Source organism: Aeromonas sp. sia0103, from assembly GCF_963895295.1.
GTDB classification, from domain to species: domain Bacteria; phylum Pseudomonadota; class Gammaproteobacteria; order Enterobacterales; family Aeromonadaceae; genus Aeromonas; species Aeromonas encheleia.
On record NZ_CAWQKG010000017.1, the window covers coordinates 1 to 657 of the forward strand.

At 47.6% G+C, this 657-nt stretch carries 2 tRNA genes and 2 rRNA genes; all 4 read right to left on the minus strand.

Features of this window, described 5'->3' with window-relative positions:
* Window positions 1-91, minus strand: a 23S ribosomal RNA gene (locus tag AACW18_RS08415); the annotation flags it as partial.
* 241 nt (window positions 92-332) lie between these two features.
* Window positions 333-408: transfer RNA gene (locus tag AACW18_RS08420), tRNA-Ala, on the minus strand.
* A 12-nt stretch (window positions 409-420) separates the two neighbouring features.
* Window positions 421-497: transfer RNA gene (locus AACW18_RS08425), tRNA-Ile, on the minus strand.
* Between the two features lie 73 nt (window positions 498-570).
* Window positions 571-657: ribosomal RNA gene (locus AACW18_RS08430) — 16S ribosomal RNA — on the minus strand; the annotation flags it as partial.

Here is a 657-nt window from a genome sequence, read left to right on the forward strand (position 1 = left end):
TACCGACTTCTCACAGCTTATCGCAGGTTAGTACGTCCTTCATCGCCTCTGACTGCCAAGGCATCCACCATGTACGCTTAGTCACTTAACCATACAACCCCAAGAAGTGTCGTCGAAACGGCACGGCCTGTTGTCGTACAACAAGGACCAAAAATAAATTTTGGTTTTCGCCAAGAAGTTTCCAAAGCACTTGTAACAAATGTTTGAGAACTACTTTTTAAATCAGCTTTCCAGATTGTTAAAGAGCAAACTTCATAAAGAAGTCAAAGGCATAGATTGAACAATGCGTTCAATGCATGGCTTTTGCTTCTCGCAAATTCAGTACCCGATTATGGTGGAGCTATGCGGGATCGAACCGCAGACCTCCTGCGTGCAAAGCAGGCGCTCTCCCAGCTGAGCTATAGCCCCATAATCGCGAAGTGGTGGGTCTGAGTGGACTCGAACCACCGACCTCACCCTTATCAGGGGTGCGCTCTAACCACCTGAGCTACAGACCCACTTCGTGTACTGTCTCTAAACTTGAATCAAGGCAATCTGTGTGAACACTCAACAACTTCGTCATCATTAAGGTAAGGAGGTGATCCAACCCCAGGTTCCCCTAGGGTTACCTTGTTACGACTTCACCCCAGTCATGAATCACACCGTGGTAAACGCCCT